The 15,996-nt window shown below is 72.6% G+C and carries 13 protein-coding genes; 9 read left to right on the top strand and 4 right to left on the bottom strand.

Features of this window, described 5'->3' with window-relative positions; genetic code table 11:
• Positions 1-64: 64 nt before the first annotated feature.
• Positions 65-1,204, bottom strand: coding sequence for an ROK family transcriptional regulator (locus tag ACFKCF_RS41310; protein WP_394500798.1), 1,140 nt, complete (start codon positions 1,202-1,204; stop codon positions 65-67).
• A gap of 106 nt (positions 1,205-1,310) precedes the next feature.
• On the opposite strand from ACFKCF_RS41310, the gene ACFKCF_RS41305 reads away from it, so the two are divergent.
• Genes ACFKCF_RS41305 through ACFKCF_RS41290 form a run of 4 tightly spaced genes read left to right on the top strand, consistent with a single transcriptional unit; the run spans position 1,311 to position 4,612 of the window.
• Positions 1,311-2,219, top strand: coding sequence for a glutamate ABC transporter substrate-binding protein (locus ACFKCF_RS41305; RefSeq protein WP_394500797.1), 909 nt, complete (start codon positions 1,311-1,313; stop codon positions 2,217-2,219).
• A complete protein-coding gene (locus ACFKCF_RS41300; RefSeq protein WP_394500796.1) occupies positions 2,219-2,863 on the top strand; it encodes an amino acid ABC transporter permease in 645 nt (214 codons plus the stop codon). Before ACFKCF_RS41305 ends, ACFKCF_RS41300 begins: the two co-directional genes overlap by 1 nt.
• A complete protein-coding gene (locus tag ACFKCF_RS41295) occupies positions 2,860-3,675 on the top strand; it encodes an amino acid ABC transporter permease (RefSeq protein WP_394500795.1) in 816 nt (271 codons plus the stop codon). The genes ACFKCF_RS41300 and ACFKCF_RS41295 overlap by 4 nt, the downstream gene beginning before the upstream one ends.
• A complete protein-coding gene (locus ACFKCF_RS41290) occupies positions 3,668-4,612 on the top strand; it encodes an asparaginase (protein WP_394500794.1) in 945 nt (314 codons plus the stop codon). The genes ACFKCF_RS41295 and ACFKCF_RS41290 overlap by 8 nt, the downstream gene beginning before the upstream one ends.
• Before the next feature lie 11 nt (positions 4,613-4,623).
• On the opposite strand, the gene ACFKCF_RS41285 is transcribed toward ACFKCF_RS41290, so the two are convergent.
• Positions 4,624-6,057 (bottom strand): LCP family protein, encoded by a 1,434-nt coding sequence (locus tag ACFKCF_RS41285; RefSeq protein ID WP_394500793.1) that lies wholly within the window; start codon positions 6,055-6,057, stop codon positions 4,624-4,626.
• Positions 6,058-6,146: 89 nt separating this feature from the next.
• Here ACFKCF_RS41285 and ACFKCF_RS41280 point away from each other — a divergent pair, with 89 nt between their 5' ends.
• The gene (locus ACFKCF_RS41280) at positions 6,147-7,040 is read left to right on the top strand and encodes a crotonase/enoyl-CoA hydratase family protein (RefSeq protein ID WP_394500792.1); all 894 of its coding nucleotides are present in this window, start codon (positions 6,147-6,149) and stop codon (positions 7,038-7,040) included.
• A 1-nt stretch (position 7,041) separates the two neighbouring features.
• Positions 7,042-7,968, top strand: a complete 927-nt coding sequence (locus tag ACFKCF_RS41275; RefSeq protein ID WP_394500791.1) for an alpha/beta hydrolase — start codon at positions 7,042-7,044, stop codon at positions 7,966-7,968.
• A gap of 27 nt (positions 7,969-7,995) precedes the next feature.
• On the opposite strand, the gene ACFKCF_RS41270 is transcribed toward ACFKCF_RS41275, so the two are convergent.
• A complete protein-coding gene (locus tag ACFKCF_RS41270) occupies positions 7,996-9,489 on the bottom strand; it encodes an alpha/beta hydrolase family protein (protein WP_394500790.1) in 1,494 nt (497 codons plus the stop codon).
• 107 nt (positions 9,490-9,596) lie between these two features.
• On the opposite strand from ACFKCF_RS41270, the gene ACFKCF_RS41265 reads away from it, so the two are divergent.
• The 3 genes from ACFKCF_RS41265 (at position 9,597) to ACFKCF_RS41255 (ending at position 15,264) form a co-directional block, all read left to right on the top strand.
• Positions 9,597-10,706: an exonuclease SbcCD subunit D gene (locus ACFKCF_RS41265; RefSeq protein ID WP_394500789.1), complete on the top strand. Its 1,110-nt coding sequence runs from the start codon at positions 9,597-9,599 to the stop codon at positions 10,704-10,706.
• Positions 10,707-14,312 carry an AAA family ATPase gene (locus ACFKCF_RS41260; protein WP_394500788.1) on the top strand — a complete coding sequence of 1,202 codons (3,606 nt, stop codon included), beginning with the start codon at positions 10,707-10,709 and terminating at the stop codon, positions 14,310-14,312.
• Between the two features lie 67 nt (positions 14,313-14,379).
• Positions 14,380-15,264: an NAD-dependent epimerase/dehydratase family protein gene (locus ACFKCF_RS41255; protein WP_394500787.1), complete on the top strand. Its 885-nt coding sequence runs from the start codon at positions 14,380-14,382 to the stop codon at positions 15,262-15,264.
• Between the two features lie 15 nt (positions 15,265-15,279).
• Here ACFKCF_RS41255 and ACFKCF_RS41250 read toward each other — a convergent pair whose 3' ends face one another.
• Complete coding sequence (locus tag ACFKCF_RS41250; RefSeq protein WP_394500786.1) at positions 15,280-15,915, bottom strand: HAD family hydrolase; 636 nt, start codon at positions 15,913-15,915, stop codon at positions 15,280-15,282.
• Positions 15,916-15,996: the final 81 nt, after the last annotated feature.

Raw genomic sequence — 15,996 nt, 5'->3', positions numbered from 1 at the left:
CCTCCGCCGCGGAGACGGCGCGCAGCGGCGGGGCCGGTTCATTCGTCGTAGGAGTCGACCGGTTTCAACCGGCCAGGGCGGCCTCCAGCAGGAGGGTGCCGGCGCCCAGCAGGGCCGCGTCCCGGCCGCCCCGGGCCGGGGCGATCTCCAGGTCGCGCGTCGCCAGCGGCAGGCAGCGTTCCCACACCGCCGCCCTGATCGAGGTGAGCAGCGGTTCCGCCGCCGACAGGCTGCCGCCCACCGCCACCACGTCCGGGTTGAAGAAGTTCACCAGCACCGTCAGGACCTCGCCGATGCGGCGCCCCGCGGTGCGGGCCAGGCTCGTGGCCTCCGGGACGGCGTCGTTGACCAGGGTGACGATGTCCGCCGTGCGGGTCACCTCGATGCCGGCCTCGCGCAGGGACGCCATCAGGGCGGCGCCGCTCGCGTACGCCTCCAGGCAGTCCGGATGCCCGCAGGCGCACACGACCGAGGAGTCCGAGCGCACCCGCACGTGGCTGATGTCGCCCGCCGCGCCCCTGCCCCGGTGCAGGCGGCCGTTGACGATGACGCCGCAGCCGATGCCCGTGCCGGCCTTGACGACCATGAGGTTCTGGCTGCCGGGCCACCAGCGCGCCTCGCCCGCGGCCATCAGGTTGGCGTCGTTCTCGACGAGGATCGGCAGGTCGTAGCGGGCGGCCAGGTGGCCGGCCACCGGGAACTCGTTCCAGCCGGGCATGCGCGAGGGCGTCACCACGCGCAGGCTCGACGGGTCCACCGGCCCCGGGATGCCGGTGCCCACCCCCCGCAGGGGGATCGAGGGGGGCACGTGGGCGGCCAGCAGCTCGTCGAACGCGTCCGCGATGCGGTCCAGGGTGACCTGCGGGCCGTCCGTGATCTCGCAGCCGCGCTCCTCGATCACGAGCGGCGTGCCGCTGAGGTCCAGGAGGCCGAGGCGTACGTGGTGGGCGCCCAGATCGGCGACGGCCAGCACGCCGGCGCCGGGGGAGAGCCGCAGCCGGCGGGGACGGCGGCCGCCGCGCGAGGTGCCCGAGCCCTCCTCGGCCAGCAGGCCCGCGTCGATGAGCTCCTCGACGCGCAGCGACACGCTGGACGCCGCCAGGCCCGATAAGCGCGCGAGGTCGGCGCGGGACTCGGCCTTGCCGGTGGCGACGAGTCTCAGCAGGTCGCCCTGTGCCCCCTGCACGGGCAGCCGCTGCTTCATGTGAGATACCTACCATGTCCAGACTTCCACCGACAACGTATTGACTTGCTACGAAATCTCCCACTACGGTCCGGCCTATCTTCGAAATCGAAGGAAGTGACCGTTCATGAAGAGGTTTGTCGCCGTCGTCGCCGTCTCGCTCTTAGGGCTGGCGGCCTGTGGTGAGTCGAGTAGTCCCGCCGTGCCCGGGGCGCCGTCCGAGAAGGGCAGCGACGTCCTGGCCAAGGCGCCCGTCGCGGCGGCGGCCGACATCCTGCCCGGCTCCACCATGGAGAAGATCAAACAGCGCGGCGAGCTCCTCGTGGGCGGCTCGCTGGACGCGCCCCTGCTCTCCCAGCAGAACCCCGCCACCGGCGAGGTCGAGGGGTTCGACGCGGACATGGGCAAGGCGCTGGCCAAGTACATCCTGGGCGAGCCCAAGGTGAAGATCGTCAACTCGGCGTCGGAGACCCGGGAGGCGCTGCTCGCCAACGGGACCGTGGACGTCGTCTTCCAGACGTACACGATCACCGAGGAGCGGGCGAAGCAGGTGGCGTTCGCGGGCCCGTACTACACCTCGGGGCTGACGATCGCGGTGAAGAAGGGCACGGCGGGCATCGCCAAGCCGGAGGACCTGAACGGCAAGAAGGTCCTGGCGGGCGCGAACACACCGGCCATCCCCGCGATCAAGAAGCTGGCGCCGCAGGCGGAGATCATCACCTTCGGCAGCGACCCGGAGTGCGTCCAGGCGCTCAAGCAGGACCGGGGCGTGGCCTACGTGCAGGATGAGACGATCCTCATCGCGGACGCCAAGAAGGACCCGTCGATCGAGATCGTGACCAAGCCGTTCACCGTGGACCCGTACGGGATCGGGCTCAAGCACGGCGACGACCAGTTCAAGAAGTTCGTCAACGACTGGCTGAAGAAGACCCAGGACACCGGGGTCTGGCAGGAGATCTGGAAGAAGTCCATCGGCACCGTGGTGACCGGCGACGCTCCCCAGCCGCCGCAGATCGGCTCCGTGCCGGGGTCCTGATGTCCGTTCTCCTCGATCACCTGCCCGAGCTGTGGCAGGGGCTGATCGTGACGTTCCAGCTCACCGCCGCGTCCTTCGCGGGCGCGGCGGTGCTGGGCGCGCTCGTGTGCGCCCTGCGGGTCAGCCCCGTGCGGGTGCTGCGTGCCATCGGCACCGCGTACGTGGAGTCCTTCCAGAACCTGCCGCTCCTCGTCCTGCTCGTCCTGGCCTTCTTCGGCCTGCCGGAGATCGGCGTCAAGGCCGAGCCGCTGGTCACCGCCATCGTGGTCATCGCCGTGTACGAGGCCGCGTACGTCGGCGAGGCCCTGCGCTCCGGCGTGAACTCGGTGAGCAAGGGGCAGGGCGAGGCGGCCCGGGCGATCGGGCTGACGTTCAGCCAGTCACTCAGGCACGTGGTCCTGCCGCAGGCGCTGCGCACGGTCGTCCAGCCGCTCGGCAACATCTTCATCGCCACCACGATGAACACCGCCCTGGCCGCCGCCGTCGGCGTCGTGGACCTGACGGCCGCCGCCAACCGGGTGAACCTCGTCGAGGCGCAGCCCATCCCGATCTTCGTCGGCGCGGGCCTGGCGTACGCGCTGATCGCCGCGGCGGCGGGGTTCGTCACCGGGCGGCTCGAACGCAAGCTGGTGATCCTGCGGTGAGCGTCCTCTTCGACGAGCCAGGCCCCAAGGCGCGCAGGCGCATCCGCGTGGCGACCGTGCTCGGCGTCCTGGCCGCCGTCGCGCTCGCCGCCCTGGCCGTGCGGCAGTTCGCGGCGAACGGGCAGCTCGACGCCGCCCGCTGGCAGCCGTACGCGACCTGGCCGATGTGGCGCTACCTGCTGACGGGACTGTGGTCCACGTTCCTGGCGGCCGTCGTGTCGGCGGCGCTGTCCATGGCGTTCGGCCTGGTCCTGGCCCTGAACCGGCTCTCGCACCGCAGGTGGATCCGCCTCCCGGCCGCCGCCTACGTCGAGGTCGTCAGGGTCGTGCCGGCGCTGCTGCTGGTGTACGTGGTGCTGTTCGCGCTGCCGCGCTACGGCCTGGACCTGCCGCTGTTCTGGAAGCTGGCCGTGCCCCTGACGGCGTCGAACGCGGCCGCCTTCGCCGAGATCTTCCGCGCCGGCATCAACTCCGTCGAACGCGGCCAAACCGAGGCGGGCCTGGCCGTCGGCCTCACGCCGCTCCAGACGATGCGCCTGGTCGTGCTGCCCCAGGCGGCCCGCCGCGTGCTGCCGTCGATCGTCAGCCAGTCCGTCGGCCTGCTCAAGGACACCTCGCTGGGCTTCGTCGTCAGCTACGGCGAGCTGCTCTACAGCGGCAAGGTCCTGGCCGCCTACAACGGCCTGCTCATCCAGACGTACCTGGTCGTCGCGCTGATCTACCTGGCGGTCAACGTGTCCCTGTCCAAGCTGGCCCGCACGTTGGAGGCGCGCCAGCTCGTCACCCTCAGGAGGAGGGCCGCTCGTGCCTGATTACGCCGTGCTCGCCGACGTGATCCGCTCCGGATTCGTGGAGAGCGTCCATTACGGCAGCGCCGTCGGCCTGGACCCGTCCGGGCGCGCGGAGGTGGCCCTCGGGCAGGTGGACGCGCCGGTGCTGCCGCGCTCGTCCGCCAAGCCGTTCCAGGCGCTGGCCTGCCTGACCGCCGGCGCGGCCCTGGCGGGGCCGCGGCTGGCCATCGCGGCGGGCAGCCACACGGGCGAGGACTTCCACGTGGAGCTGGTCCGCGAGATCCTCGACGACTACGGCCTGGACTTCGGCGCGCTGGCGTGCCCGCCGTCGTGGCCGGAGGACAGCCCCACCATGTACGGGCTCATCAGGCAGGGCGCCGACCCGTCCCGCGAGCGCATGAACTGCTCAGGCAAGCACGCCGCCATGCTCGCCGCCGCCGTGGCCAACGGCTGGGACGTGCCCGGCTACCTGTCGGCCGGCCATCCCCTGCAGCTCCAGGTCCGTTCGGTCACCGAGGACCTGGCGGGGGAGAAGGCCGCGCACGTGGCGGTGGACGGCTGCGGCGCGCCGCTGTTCGGCCTGTCGCTGACCGGGCTGGCGCGGGCCGTGCAGGGCCTGGTGCTGGCTGCGCCGGGCAGCGCGCCCCGCCAGGTCGCCGACGCCATGCGCGCGCACCCCGAGTACGTGGGCGGGACCGGGCACCAGAACACCGAGCTGATGCGGGCGCTGCCGGGCGCCGTGGCCAAGGGCGGCGCCGAGGGCGTGCTGGTGGTGGCCCTGGAGTCGGGACACTCGGTGGCGGTCAAGGTCATCGACGGCAGCCCGCGCGCCACCACGGCCGTCGCCCTGGCGGTCCTGCGGCGCATGGGCTGCGACGTCACCTCGGCGGCGGCGTTCGAGCAGGTGGAGGTGCTGGGCGGCGGGGTCCCCGTGGGCCGGATCGTCGCCCGCGGGTAGGCCGCGGGAGCTCAGAGCGAGCCGTCGCAGCCGTCCGTGATGCCCTTCGCCGGGTTCTGGCCGGCCTTCTTGGCGGCCGCCGTCTTCCTGGGAGAAGGACCGGCGGAGGCGGTGGCGGCGACGGGCGGCTTCGTGTCGCCCGAGTCCCGCATCGCCTTCGCCGCGATGGCGCGGATCCTCTCCCAGTCGGGATAGCCGGTGCTGATCAGCGGCGGCACGAACTGCACGCTCGTCACCTTGGCGTTCTTGACCTTCAGCGCCAGCGGCACCAGGTTCTTGAGCATGTCCCGCGGGATGTCGGTCCTGATCAGCTCCTTGGTGGCCAGCGCGATCCGGTTGAACCGCATCAGCACCGTCGCCGGGTCCGCCTGGGTGAGCAGCGCGCCGAGCACGCAGCGCTGGCGGCGCATCCGGGTGTAGTCGTCGCTGAACGTGCGCGAGCGGGCGTACCACATGGCGTCGGCGCCCTTGAGCTTGCGCGTGCCGGCCTTGACCAGGCCCTCGTTGTACTTGCCGAACACCACGTCCTTCTCGACGGTGATCGTGATGCCGCCGATGGCGTCGATGAGCCGGGCGAAGCCCCACATGTTGACCAGGGCGTACCAGTCGACCTTGACGCCGAGCGTGTAGCCGATCGTGTCCATCAGCACCCTGGGGCCCTGGTGCTGCTTGCCGCCGAAGATCTCCGGGTGCGCGTCGGCGTACTCCCAGACGCTGTTGAGCAGGTCGCTGCGCCCGCCGCCCGGGTCGGGCGGCAGGCGGAAGCCGTTGGGGAAGTGCTGGGCCATCGGCGTGCCGGGCCGGAAGCGCACGTTCTCCAGGTTGCGCGGCAGGCTGAACAGCACGGTGTTGCCGGTCTTCACGTCGACGCTGGCCAGGTTCATGCTGTCGGTGCGGACGCCGATCCGGTTGTCGTCGGCGTCGCCGCCCAGCAGCAGGATGTTGACCCGCTGCCGCCCCGCCCACGGGTCCTCCGGCCGCGCCACGGCCCCGTCGGACGGCGGGGCGTCGGACGGGGTCTCCTGGAAGATGTCGTTGACCGTGCTCTGCAGGGTCCACACGTACTGCGTGACCACGCCGAACGGGAGCACCACCGCGACGGCGAGCAGCCCCGCGAGCGTCCCGGTGACGATCTGCCCGCCTTGTGGCAGCCGCCCCGGCCGCAGCACGATGAACGAGTGCACGATCACGGCGAACCAGGCCACGCCCAGCACGGCGGTGCTCACGATGATCGCCGTCATCCGCGCGACGAGCGTGCCCAGCAGGTTGTCGGTCGTCAGCGCGAACGCGAGCAGCGCCAGGACGCCCACGATGTAGCAGGAGATCAGGGCGAGGCCGGTCCTGCGCCAACCGGCGCGCAGATGGGCGGCCCCGGGCGCCAGCGCCGCCAGCGCCAGCCATCCGAGGACCGCTCCGGCGCTCGAGGGTTCCTTTGCCTGCCGCACGCCTTCCCCGTTTCCCCGAATTACAACCCTAGGCCTCTTACAGAGGCGGCAGCCTACGCACCAAATACGAAATATGTCTTTATCGGAGGATGAACATCAGTAGCCGAACGGACTTCACCGAGATCGAGTACGAAGTCGCCGACCAGATCGCCACCGTCACATTGAACCGCCCGGAGCGGCTGAACGCCTTCACCTTTACGATGCGGAGAGAGTTGATCTCGGCCTTCGACCGCGCCGACGCCGACGACGGGGTGCGCGCGGTGGTGGTCACCGGGGCGGGCCGCGCGTTCTGCGCCGGGGCGGACCTGAGCGGCGGCGGAGACACCTTCGCGCGCGGCGCGCACCCCGACTCGGCGGACGGGGAGCTGGTGGACGGGGTGCCGCGCGACGGCGGCGGCACGGTCGCGCTCAGGATCGCCCGCTCCCTCAAGCCGGTCATCGCCGCGATCAACGGCCCCGCCGTGGGCGTCGGGCTGACGATGACGCTGCCCATGGACGTCCGGCTGGCCTCGGCGCAGGCGCGGTTCGGGTTGGTGTTCGCGCGGCGCGGCATCGTCACCGAGGCGGCGTCGAGCTGGTTCCTGCCCCGGATCGCCGGCATCGCCCAGGCCATGGAATGGGCCGCGACCGGCCGGGTCTTCCCCGCCTCCGAGGCGCTCGAAGGGCGGCTGGTCTCGCGGGTGTATCCGCCGGACGAGCTGCTGCCGGCGGCGTACGCGCTGGCCCGCGAGATCGCCGACAACACCTCGGCCGTCTCCGTGGCCGCCATCCGCAGGCTGATGTGGTCGGGCCTGTCGGTGTCCTCGCCGTGGGAGGCGCACGCGGCCGACTCGCGCATCATGGCCGAGCTGGGCGGCGCGCCCGACACGGTCGAGGGCGTGACGGCGTTCCTGGAGAAGCGCCGGGCGGACTTCCCGATGCGGGTGAGCGAGGATCTGCCGCCCGGTGTCCCGTCGTGGCCGGACAATCCTTATGGTGTCTAGCATGTACGAGATCACCGTGCTGCAGCTGCCGGACGACTTCGAGGGCGAGGTCGTCGCGACGCTGGTCTCCAGGAAGGCGGGATCCCGCAGGGCCGTGCTCTACCTGCACGGGTTCACCGACTACTTCTTCCAGGACCACCTCGCCGACCACTACGTCCAGCGCGGCATCGACTTCTACGCTCTCGACCTGCGCAAATACGGGCGTTCGCTGCTCCCGCACCAGACCAGGGGCCTGATCAGGAGCGTCACCGACTACTTCCCCGAGATCGACGAGGCCGTCCGCATCATCAGGCAGGACCACGACGAGCTGACGGTCAACGCCCACTCGACCGGCGGCCTGGTCGCCTCCCTGTGGGCCGACCGGGTGCGCGGGCGGGGGCTGGTGCAGGGGATGGTGCTCAACAGCCCGTTCTTCGACCTGAACGTGCCCGCCCCGATGCGCATGGCCGCCGACCTGTTCAAGACGCCCCTGTCGTACACGCGGTGGCCGCTCCCGCTGGGGATCAGCACCGTCTACGGGCAGACGCTGCACCGCAGCGAGGGCGGCGAGTGGGACTACGACCTGGAGCTCAAGCCGCTGGGCGGCTTCTCCGTGCACGCCATGTGGCTGGCCGCCATCCGCCGGGCGCAGCGGCGGCTGCACGCGGGCCTCGCCGTGGACGTGCCGGTCCTCGTGCTGGCCTCCACCAACGGGCTGCGCGTACGCGACCTCGTCCCGGAGGCGCGCTCGGCGGACATCGTGCTCGACCCCCGGCACATCGCCCGCTGGTCCACCTCGGTCGGCCCGCACGTCACGTGCGTGCGCATCCCGGACGGCCTGCACGACCTGGTGCTGTCGGCGGAGCCGGCGCGCAAGCAGTTCTTCGCCGAGCTGGACCGCTGGATGGACGCCTACCTTGGGCCGCGTCCGGCGGACCAGGACACCTAGCGGGTCCGCGCCTGCGTCCACCGGTGTCTACCAGGGGAAGGAGAACAACCCGTAGTAGGCCGCCGCCACCAGCAGCAGCCCCGTGCCGCCCAGCACGCCGGCGACCGCCACGTGCTGCCAGCGGCCGGGCCGCATGCCCTCGCGCAGGGCCGACACGAACGCCGCCACGGCCGTCACCTCCTGGATCAGCATGAGCGCCGCGAGCAGCCGCACGATCAGCCAGCCGGCCAGCACGGCAGGCCAGGCGCCTGCCTGGTTGACCGAGAACAGCACCAGCAGGGTGATGAACGCGAGCACCGAGGCCAGCAGGCCCAGGCCCGTCCAGGCCATCCGGCTGAGCCGGCGCCTGATCGGGGGCCACAGCCTGGCGTTCGTCTCGACGGGGACCTGGGTGCGGCCGCGCAGGCGTACGACCATGGCCGCGACGGGGCCCGCCACGTAGCCGACGGCGGCCAGGCAGATCGTCAGCCCCAGCATCGTGCCGCCCGCGTACCAGGGGGCGGCCGGCACGTCGCTCGCCTCGAACCGCTGCACCGGCGTGGCGCCCGCCATGTGCACGGCGGGCCGCGCGGTGCCGGGCAGGCCGGTGATCCAGTTGGCCAGGGTCTCGAGGTAGCCCTTGGTGAAGGGGCCGCCGTTCACCCGCATGGCGTGGTCGCCCTTGGCCATGAAGCGGATCGTGTAGTCGTCGTTACCCGCTTTGTTCATGCCCTTGATGAGCGCCTGGGTGGACTCGACGAACGGGATCGAGGGGTCGGTGGTGCCGTAGAAGGCCAGGACCGGCTGTTTGATCCCACTTAATGCCGGCAGCGCGTCATATCTGAGGAAGTTGAAGCCGACCCCGCCCATGGCCCTGGTCAGCAGGTCGCGGGCGCCGATCGGGGCCCGCAGCCGGAGCAACTGCTCGTTCAGCGCCCAGGCGACCTGGCGCAGCGGGGAGACGTTCGGGGACGACACCAGGATCACGAACCCCACCGCCGTGCTCTTCGCCGCGGCGATCGGCACCACCCAGCCGCCCTCGCTGACCCCCCACAGGCCGATGCGCGCCGGGTCGACCTCGGGACGCGTACGCAGGAGCTCCACCATGCGCAGGGCGTCGTCGGCGAGCAGCGAGAAGTCGCGCTGGCGGAAGTTGTAGCCGATCGTGCGCTTGTCGAACGCGATCGTCACCACGCCCGCCTTGGCCAGGAACTCCGCCTGCGGCGTGAACTCCGTCCGCGACCCGTTGCCCGACCCCGACACGAACACCATCGCCGGGTGGCGTCCAGGCGTCATCGGCACCCGGAGCGTGCCGTCCAGGCGCTGGCCCTCCGCAGATACGGAGATCTCTTCCCTGCGGATGGGATCGACTGCCACCACCGGCCGCAGCTCGCTCGCGGGCTGGGCCGGAATCGTCTGGAAGGCTGGATCCACCTTGAGCGGCGGCGGATCGAACGCGGGCGGAAGCACGTATCCGACCGTCGCGAGAGCCACCAGCACCAGACCGGCGGCGACGCTCAAGGTGCCACGGCCAGTGCGCATCGGCCTCCCCATGTGCGTTGGTTTGCCCGCCGATCTTCTAGCCTACTCCCGGCCCGGGGGACAGATGAGGCCGCATTTGTCGGTGAGAACTGTTAGCTTCCTGCGACATGCGGATCCTGCACACCTCGGACTGGCATCTGGGGCGCTCGTTCCATCGTGAGAGCCTGCTCTCGGCGCAGGAGGCGTTCGTCGACCACCTGGTGGAGACGGTCCGGGCGGAGCGGATCGACGTGGTGGCGGTCGCGGGCGACGTCTACGACCGGGCGCTGCCGCCGGTCGACGCGGTCGCGCTGCTCGACTCGGCGCTCGGGCGGCTGCGCGGGGCGGGGGCGCGGGTGGTGCTGATCAGCGGCAACCACGACTCGGCGCTGCGGCTGCGCTTCGGCTCGGCCCTCTTCGAGGCCGCCGGGGTGCACGTGCGCGCCTCGCCCGACCTGGCCTGGGAGCCGGTGCTGATCGACGACGTGGCCTTCTACGGCATCCCCTACCTGGAGCCCGAGCTGGTGCGCCATGCCTGGGAGCTGCCCGACCGGAGCCACACTGCCGCTGTCACGTACGCGATGGACCGCGTCCGGGCCGACGCCGCCCGCCGCCGCGCCTCGGTGGTGCTGTCGCACTGCTTCGTCGTCGGGGGCCAGGCCAGCGACAGCGAGCGCGACATCAGCGTGGGCGGGGTGGCCCACGTTCCCCTGTCGGCCTTCGACGGGGTGTCCTATGTCGCGCTGGGCCACCTCCACGGGCGGCAGCGCATGTCGGAGACGGTGCGTTACTCGGGGTCGCCGCTGGCGTACTCGTTCTCGGAGGTCGGTCACGTCAAGGGCTCGTGGCTGGTCACGCTCGGCTCGGGGGTCGACTTCGTGCCGGCGCCGGTGCCGCGGCCCGTGGGGCGGCTGCGGGGTGACCTGGAGGAGCTGCTGACCTCTGCGCGGCACACTCCGTACGAGGAGCACTGGCTGCACGTCACCCTGACCGACGCCATCCGCCCCAGATCCGCCATGGACCGGCTGCGCGCCCGCTTCCCCCACACCCTCGCCCTCTCCTTCGACCCGGTCGGCGCCGCGCCCGCCGCCCAGCCCGTGCGGCTGAGCGGGCGGCCGGAGGCGGAGGTGGCCCTCGATTTCGTCAGGGAAGTACGCGGCGAGCCTGCCGCACGTGACGAGGAAGACCTGCTAAGACAGGCGGTCGAGGCGTCGAGGGTGAAGGAGACGATGGCGTAGATGCGGCCGCACCGGCTCTCGCTGACGGCGTTCGGGTCGTTCCCGGGCACCGAGACGGTCGACTTCGACGCGCTGGCCGAGGCGGGCCTGTTCCTGGTCCACGGGCCCACGGGGGCGGGCAAGACCACGATCCTCGACGCGCTCTGCTTCGGCCTCTACGGCCAGGTGCCCGGGCAGCGCAACGACGCCCGGAGCCTGCGCTGCGACCACGCCCCGCCCTCGGCCGGGCCCTCGGTCACGCTGGAGGTGTCCATCCGCGGGCGGTTACTCCGCATCCAGCGCTCGCCGTCCTGGCAGCGGCCCAAGCTGCGCGGGACGGGGTTCACCGAGGAGAAGCCCAAGGTCGTCGTCTCGGAGTGGCGCGGGTCGGAGTGGCAGGGCCTGACCACCCGGCTGGACGAGGCGGGCGACCTGATCGGCGGGCTGCTGGGCATGAACGCCGACCAGTTCTGCCAGGTGGCGATGTTGCCCCAGGGCAATTTCGCCAAGTTCCTGAGGGCCGAGGGGGAGGAGCGGCGCAAGCTGCTGGAGCGGCTGTTCTCGGTCAAGGTCTTCACCCAGGCGGAGTCGTGGCTGGCCGAGCACCGCAAGCTCGCCTTCCGGCAGGCGCAGGAGCTCAGGCAGGAGGTCGACTTCGCCGTCCAGCGGGTCGAGGAGGCGGCGGGCGGCGACCTGGACGGGGCCCCCTCGGTCGATGACGATCCCCTGCGGTGGGCGGGGGCGCTGCTCGACGCCGCGCGGGCCGTTGTGGGCCGGGCGGGCGAGGAGCACGAGGCGGCCGGGCGGGCCGCGCGTTCGGCGCGGCTGCGGTTCGAGCAGGCCGCCGCGCTGGCCGACCGGCAGCGCCGGCACGCCGAGGCGCTCACCATGCGCCGCACCCTTGACGAGCGGGCGGACGAACGGGCCGACCTGCAGGCCATCCTCGACGACGCCGCCAGGGCCGACCGGGTGGTGCCCCTGATCACGGCGGTCAGGCAGCGTTCGGAGGCCGCCGCCAAGGCGCGTTCCCTGGCCGCCGACGCCCTCGCCCGAGCCCGCCCCCTCCTCGCCCGGCAGCCGGAAGGCACTGCCGGCGCCGTGCGGGACGGGCGCTCGGTGGGGGAGCCGTCGGCGGGCGAGTTGGCCGCGCTGGAGCGGGAGCGGCAGGCCGAGATCGCGCGGCTGTCGGAGCTGCTCACCGAGGAGGCCCGGCTGTCGGTGGTCCGGCGTGACCTGCTGCGCGTGGAGGAGGAGCTGGCCGGGCTGGTCGGCGCCGACGAGGCCGTCGGCGCGCGGCTGGCCGCCCTGCCCGCCCTCATCGAGCAGGCCGAGGGCAGGCTGGCCGAGGCGCGCGTGGACGCCGCCCGGATCCCGGCCGCGCAGGCCGTACGCGACGCCGCCGCCCACCTGATCGAGATCGACGACGAGCTGGCCAGGCTGGCCGCCGAGCTCGACGCGCTGGCGCAGCGCGAGGCCGAGGTGTCCGCCGCCGAGGCCGAGCTGCCCGGGCGGATCGCCGACGCCGCCGCGGCCCTCGCCGAGGTGCAGGCGCAGGCGGCGGCCATCCCCGCCGCGTCCGCGGGTCTCGACGCCGCCAGGGCCGCGCTGGAGGCCACCCACCGCCGCGAAGCCCTCGCCGCGGAGCTGGAGGCGGCCGCCGCCGCCCACCAGGCGCTCGTGGACCACGCCCAGACGCTCCGCGAACGCTGGCTCGACCTGCGCCAGGCCCGCATCGACGGCATGGCGGCGGAGCTGGCCCGCGACCTGTCCGACGGCCGGCCCTGCGCGGTCTGCGGCTCCGACCACCACCCCGATCCCGCCTCCCCGGTCCCCAGCGCGCCCTCGGCCGACGACGAGCAGGAGGCCGAGAGCGCCCACGAAGCCGCCCTGGCCCAGCGCGAGGCCGCCGAACGCGCCCTGGCCTCCCTCGAGTCCCGGCACGCCGACGCGGTCGAGGCCACCGAGGGGCTGGACGTCGAGACGGCCGAGGCGCAGGTGCTGGGGGCGGAGCAGGAGCTGGCCCGCCTCCAGGCGGTGGCCGACCGCGAGCCCGCCCTGGCGGCGGCGCTCGAACGCGTCGAGATCGAGCGCGAACGGGTCAGGGACCAGGCCAGGGAGATCGCCGAGACCCTGGCCGGCCACCGCGCCCACCACACCCACCTGGAGTCCGAACGCACCCGCCTCATCCAGACGGCCCTGCTCACCGCAGACCCGGAGTCCAGCCGCCCGGACGGCACGGGTGCGCTCACCGGAGGCCCGGCGTCCGCCCGCCCGGATGGTGCGGGGGCGCTCACTGGAGACCCGGAGTCCGTTTACCCGGACGACCCGGCCCTTGTCACCGGTGGCCCGGAGTCCGCGCGTCTGGACGGGCCGGCCGTGCTGGCGCGGGCCGAGCGGGAGTTGCGCAGGCTGCGGGCATCGGCGGACGGGGAGCCGGTGCTGGCGCGGGAGGCGGCGGCGCTCAACCGGGAGCGCCTGGAGCTGGAGGAGGAGCGGCGGCGGGTCGAGGCGCGGCTGGCGTCGTACCGCACCCGCCATGAGGAGCTGAGCGGGGACGCCGGGCGGCTCGGCGCCCGGCTGGACGTGGCGCGGGGCGACGATCCCACCCTGACCGCGCGCCTGTCGAGGCTGCACGACGAGGCCGAGCTGCTGCGGGAGGCCCTGGCGGCCACGCAGGCGGCGGTGGCGGCCGTCGACGAGCTGGCCAGGGCCAGGCAGGCCGCGGAGGAGGCGGCGACCGAGGCCGGGTTCGCGGACGTGCCGGAGGCCGAGGCGGCGTTCCGGAGTCCCGCGGAGCGGGAGCGGCGGGCGGAGGCGCTGCGGCAGCTGGACGACGAGCACGCCGCCGTCATGAGCGTCCTGGCCGACCCCGAGCTGGTCGCGGCCGCCGCAGCGCCCGCGCCCGACCTGGCCTCGATCGGCAGCGAGCGCGACCGGCTGGAGGAGGCGTACACCAGGCTGTCGAGCGCGCGCGACCGGGCGGTGGCCAGGGCGGAGCGGCTGGCCCAGCTGCACGGCGAGCTGTCCGATCGCATCGAGCGCTGGCGACCGGCGGCCGAGCGGCACCGGCTGGCCGAGCGCATGGCGTCGCTGGCCAGCGGCACGTCCGGCGACAACCAGTGGAGCATGAGCCTGTCGTCGTACGTGCTGGGGGAGCGGCTGCGGCAGGTGGTGGACGCCGCGAACGAACGGCTCGACCACATGTCGGCAGGCCGCTACCTGCTGCGCCACGACCTGCGCAAGACGGCCGGGTCCCGCGGGCGCTCCGGGGGCGGGCTGGGGCTGCGGGTGGCCGACGGATGGACCGGCGTCGACCGCGACCCGGCCACGCTGTCCGGCGGCGAAAGCTTCATCACGTCACTGGCGCTGGCGCTGGGGCTGGCGGACGTCGTCACGGCCGAGGCCGGGGGCACCGAGCTGGGCACGCTCTTCGTGGACGAGGGCTTCGGCACGCTCGACGAGGACACCCTCGACGGCGTGCTGGACATCCTCGACGGGCTGCGCGACGGCGGCCGGGCCGTGGGCATCGTCAGCCACGTCGCCGAGCTGCGCTCGAGGATCACGGCCCAGCTCAAGGTCACCAAGACCCGCACCGGTTCGACCGTGTCGCTGTCGGGGGTGGGCTGAGCGGCGCGACCGGCGCGGCCTCGCGTAGATTGCTCGCACCGAACCCCGTGAAGGAGTGGATCATCCCATGCGCGTCGTCGTCACCGGAGCCCATGGCAAGGTCGGCCGAGCGGCCGTCAAGGCGCTGGCCGAGGCCGGTCACGAGGTGACCGCCGTGGATCTCACGCGCCCGATCTGGGAGCGGCACGAGCCCGGCGAACCCGCCTACAAGCAGGCCGAGCTGACCGACGCCGGGCAGGCGTACGCCGTGGTCCACGGGGCCGACGCGGTCGTGCACGCCGCAGCCATCCCCGACCCCACCGCCAACGCGCCGCACGTGGTCTTCCAGAACAACCTGATGGCCACGTTCAACATGATCGAGGCGGCGGTCCGCCTCGGCGTCCCCCGCTTCGTGAACATCTCCAGCGAGACCGTCCCCGGCTACTTCTTCGCCGACCGGCCCTTCCTGCCCGACTACGCGCCGGTGGACGAGGAGCATCCGGCCCGGCCGCAGGACCCCTACGCGCTGTCCAAGCACTTCGGCGAGCAGCTCATGGACGCCGCGGTGCGCCGCTCCGACATCAAGTGCATCTCGCTGCGGCCGAGCTGGGTGCAGCACGAGGGCAACTACGAGCGCAACATCGGACCGCAGGTCCGCGACGCCTCCCTGATCGGCGCGGGGCTGTGGAGCTACACCGACGTGTACGACCTCGCGGACGCGATCGTCCTGGCCGTCGAGTCCGGCCTGCCCGGTCACGAGGTGTTCTACATCGCCGCGCCCGACAACGCGGGCGGGCACGACTTCGCCGCCAAGCTGCGGGAGCACTACGGCGACCGGATCGAGCTGCGGCCGCTCTCCCGTACGGACTCCTCGGGCATCTCGTGCGACAAGGCCCACCGGCTGCTGGGCTGGACCCCGAAGCGGTCGTGGCGCGACTACCTGGACGAGGACGGCCGTACCCGTCAGGCGTGACGGCCGCGCTCCGTCTCAGCGTTCGAGAGAGGCGATCAGCTCCGGCAGCGTGGCCGGGTCGTGGAACAGGGTGGCGCCCAGACCGGCGAGGCGGTCAGCGGGGATGAGGCCGCCGGCGAAGGCCAGGCAGCGCATGCCCGCGCGCATCGCGGCGGTCACCCCGAACGGGCTGTCCTCCACCACCACGCACCGCTCCGGCTCGGCCCCCAGCGTGGCCGCCGCGTGCAGGAACAGGTCCGGCTCGGGCTTGCCCCTGGCGACGTCCTCGGCGCTGAACACCCGCCCGTCGAACCGCCCGGCCAGCCCGGTGACCTCCAGGCTGCGGCGGATCACGCTGTGCCGGCCGTTCGAGGCCACGCAGCTCGGCACGGTGAGCCGGTCGAGCGCCTCCTCGATGCCTCGGATGGCGCGCAGCTCGGCCTTGACCGCCGCCGTGTACTCGGCGATGAGCTGCTCGCGCCAGCCCTGCGGCGTCTCGCCCACCTGCTCGTCCCAGTAGTCGTTCGTGCAGCCCACGAACCGCTCGATGTACTCGGTCTCGTCAATCGACCAGCCCAGGCGGCGCAGCGCCGCCGTGCCCACGCGTACGGAGATCGGCTCGCTGTCCACGAGCACTCCGTCGCAGTCGAAGATGACAAGATCGACAGTCAAGACCGTTCCCTTCAGAGGTGTCTTTTCGCAGGTGATAGCTTCTTCGTATCGCTTCACAAGACGCTATTCCGCATAGTGAGA

The sequence above is a fragment of the Nonomuraea sp. JJY05 genome (assembly GCF_043496855.1).
Taxonomy (GTDB): Bacteria; Actinomycetota; Actinomycetes; order Streptosporangiales; family Streptosporangiaceae; genus Nonomuraea.
This window is presented reverse-complemented; position numbering and strand designations above follow the sequence as displayed.